This window comes from Pseudolysinimonas sp. (genome assembly GCF_057350545.1).
This window is the reverse complement of record NZ_JBMRCP010000099.1, coordinates 1-3,303: the sequence shown is the minus strand read 5'-3', so window position 1 is coordinate 3,303 and position 3,303 is coordinate 1. Positions and strand designations below refer to the sequence as shown.

Below are 3,303 nucleotides of genomic sequence, written 5' to 3'. Positions count from 1 at the left end.
CGGTGAGAAGCCCGTCCAGGAGGCGCTCGCCGCCGCGGGGGAGCAGGCCGACGCCCTGCTCGCGCAGTACAACTGATCCCACCCCACTGAAGAGAGTTCGACGACGATGACGACACCGACGGGGAGGGCAGGAGCGCCCGGGTTCCCGTCGGTGTCGTCATCGTCGTCGAACTCTCTTCAGTGGGGTGGGATCAGTTGTACTGCGCGAGCAGGGCGTCGGCCTGCTCCGCCGCGGCGTCGAGCGCCTCCTGGACGGTCTTCTCACCGCGGATGGCGGCGCGGATCTCGTCCTGGATGAGCGCGTCGATCTTCGGCCAGGCCGGCGTGGCCGGCCGCGGACGCGCGTCGGCGAGCTGGTCGACGAACTGCGCGTAGTACGGGTTGATCGCCGTGAGGCCGTCCTTCAGGTCGGCGCGGACGGGCATGACCCCGACCTCGGCCATCGCCAGCTGGGCTTCCTCGGAGAGCAGGAAGCGCAGGAACTCCGCCGCCGCCGCCTTGTTCTCGGACGAGCTCGTGAGCACGATGTCCTCGCCGCCGACGACCGAGATGCTGCCGCCGTCGCCCGCGAACACCGGAGCGTCCTTCAGCTCGAAGTCCGGGTACTGCCCCGCGAAGATCGGGTACATCCAGGGGCCGTCGTAGATCGTCGCGTAGGCGCCCTGAGCGAGGCCGTCGCTCGTCGAGAGACCGCCGGCGTCGCCGAGGATGATCGGCGGCAGGTAGCCGCCCTCGTACAGGTCGACGAGGGCCTGGATGCCGGCCACCGACTCGTCGCTGTTGAGGTACCCGCTCGCGACGCTGACATCCTCGTCGGTGATGTCGCCGCCGGCGCTCCAGATCCACGGCAGCACGTTCCAGCCACTCGCGCCGTTGTCGGCGAACGCGAACGCGCCCGCGTCCTTGAGGTCGGGCGCGATCTCGATCAGCTCCTCGAACGTCTCGGGCACGTCGACTCCCGCGGCGTCGAAGACGTCCTCGTTGTACATGGCGACGCGCGTGTTGGTGCCGAGCGGGAGCCCGTAGTACTCGCCCTGCCAGCGGTTGGTGGCGAGCGGGCCGGGGAAGACCTCGTCGGCGAGCTCCTGGAAGTCGGGCATCGAGGTGCTGAGCGGCTCGAGCACGCCGAGGTCGGCGAGTTCGGGAACCCAGATGATGTCGGCGCGCACGAGGTCGGGCAGCTGATCGCCGGCGACGGCGGTGATGAGCTTCTGGTGGAGCTCGTCGTACGGCACGGGCACGGCTTTGACGTCGACGTCGGGGAACTGCTCCTCGAACATCGGGATGAGCACGTCGTCGAGCGTCGCCACCTCGGTGGAGTCGGCGCTGAAGGCGTGCCAGAAGGTCACGGTTCCGGAGATGTCGGTGGCGCCGGGCTCGCCGATGGACGACGTTCCGCCACCGCCGCCCGAGGTGCAGCCGGCGAGCGCGATGGTCGCGACGCCGAGCGCCGCGAGGGGCGCGAGGTGCTTGAGGGTCTTCACTCGAACTGCCTTTCACTCTGAACTTCATCGTTCGCATGCCGCGGAGGGTTGCTGTCCGAGCGCATGCCTGGGTGCTGGATTAGTTTTAGCGCGGAAGTAATTACACGTCAAGTGGCAACTTCGCGCCCCACATCGGCTAGGTTTCATTCAGCCACGAAAGCAATGTCTGAGCGAAGGGAGGCCGGGGATGCGCATCGCCCTCCCGCCGTGGACCCCGGACGCCGGCCCGACCAACGCCGTCGCGCTCGAGGTGCTGCTCAACGGGCCCATCTCCCGTAGCGAGATCGCGCGACGGCTCGACCTCTCGGCAGGCTCTCTCACGCGCCTCAGCGCCCCGCTCATCGAGTCGGGACTCCTCGTCGAAGTCGGTGAGCGCACCGACGGCGGTGTCGGTCGCCCCTCGCGACTCCTCGACGTCGTCCCCGGCTCGCGTTGCTTCCTGGGGCTCAAGCTCACGGGCGACGGGGTGCTCGGCGCCGCGACCGACCTGCGCGGCGGTGTGCTCGCGACGGGGTCGGTGCGCCTGCATTCGCGCGAGCCCGACGCGGTCGTCGAGTCGATCGCGGGGCTCGTCGAGACGCTGTGCGCCGACGTCCCCCCGGTCACCGCGGTCGGGATCGGCGTCGGTGCCCTCGTCGGCGGTCACGGCCGCATCCGCAGCGCTCCGTTCCTCGGCTGGAAGGACGTCGAGCTCGGCGCGCTTCTCGAGGCGCGGATCGGCCTGCCGACCGTCATCGCCAACGACGTCACCGCCTTCACCGAGTACGAGAACTGGTTCGGGGCCGCGCGCGGCATCGACAGGTTCGCCGTCGTGACCCTCGGTGCGGGCGTCGGCTACGGGCTCGTCGTCGGGGGCGACGTCGTCGTCGGTCCCGACTCGGGCATCGGTCTCGTCGGCCACTGGCCGCTCGACCCGTTCGGCCCGGTGTGCGCTGCCGGTCACCGCGGCTGCGCGCAAAGCGTGCTCACGACGTCGGCGATCGAGTCGGGCGTCTCCGCCGCGCTCGGCCGCACGGTGCGCTACGACGAGGCTCTCGATCTCGCCGCCGCCGGGGAACCCGCTGCCCGCCGCATCGTCGACGACGCCGGCCGCGGGCTCGGGCGGCTCCTCGCGGCGATCGCCAACCTCACCGTGCCCGAACTCGTCGTGCTCGGTGGGGAGGGCGTGCGTCTCGCCGACGTGGCCGCGAACGCGGTGGCCGCGGGGCTCGCACAGGATCGCGACGGGAGGGCGAGCGCGCTCGCGCTGGCCACCACGTCGGGCGACGACACCGAGTGGTGCCGCGGCGCCGCAGTGCTCGCGATCCAGACCTACGTGCTGGGCAGGCCGGCGGGCTGAGGCCGCGACACGCGCGCTGCGCGCGCTACTCGACCACCGAGTCAGCCGGCGGCGCGATCCCCCACACGCTGGCCCACGACGGCCGAGACGCCGTCCTGGCGCATCGACACCCCGTAGAGGGCATCCGCGATCTCCATCGTGCGCTTCTGGTGCGTGATGACGATGAGCTGCGAGTCGGTGCGCAGGTCTTCCATCACCGTCAGCAGGCGGCCGAGGTTGGCGTCGTCGAGCGCCGCCTCGACCTCGTCCATGATGTAGAACGGGCCCGGGCGGGCCTAGCAGATCGCCATGAGCAGCGCGACGGCGGCGAGCGAGCGTTCCCCGCCCGAGAGCAGCGACAGCCGCTCGATCTTCTTGCCCGCAGGCTTCACCGTCACCTCGACGCTGGTCGCGAGCAGGTCGTCCGGATCGGTGAGGTGGATGCTGCCGGTGCCGCCCGGGCACAGCACGGGGAAGACCTGGTGGAAGGCGGCTTTGGTG

2 protein-coding genes and 1 pseudogene are annotated in these 3,303 nt (G+C 70.7%); 1 reads left to right on the top strand and 2 read right to left on the bottom strand.

Annotation, left to right across the window (positions count from 1 at the left end; translation table 11 throughout):
• Nucleotides 1-191: 191 nt before the first annotated feature.
• The gene (locus ACO1X9_RS13705; protein WP_486351402.1) at nt 192-1,484 is read right to left on the bottom strand and encodes an extracellular solute-binding protein; all 1,293 of its coding nucleotides are present in this window, start codon (nt 1,482-1,484) and stop codon (nt 192-194) included.
• A 187-nt stretch (nt 1,485-1,671) separates the two neighbouring features.
• Between ACO1X9_RS13705 and ACO1X9_RS13700 the strand changes: the two genes are divergently transcribed.
• Nucleotides 1,672-2,823, top strand: a complete 1,152-nt coding sequence (locus ACO1X9_RS13700; RefSeq protein WP_486351401.1) for an ROK family protein — start codon at nt 1,672-1,674, stop codon at nt 2,821-2,823.
• Nucleotides 2,824-2,864: 41 nt separating this feature from the next.
• Here ACO1X9_RS13700 and ACO1X9_RS13695 read toward each other — a convergent pair.
• Nucleotides 2,865-3,303, bottom strand: a pseudogene (locus ACO1X9_RS13695) (AAA family ATPase); the annotation flags it as partial.

What these genes read in the sequence shown, in the direction of transcription:
- ACO1X9_RS13700 (WP_486351401.1), top strand. Translation starts at nt 1,672, where the DNA reads ATGCGCATCGCCCTCCCGCCGTGGACCCCGGACGCCGGCCCGACCAAC.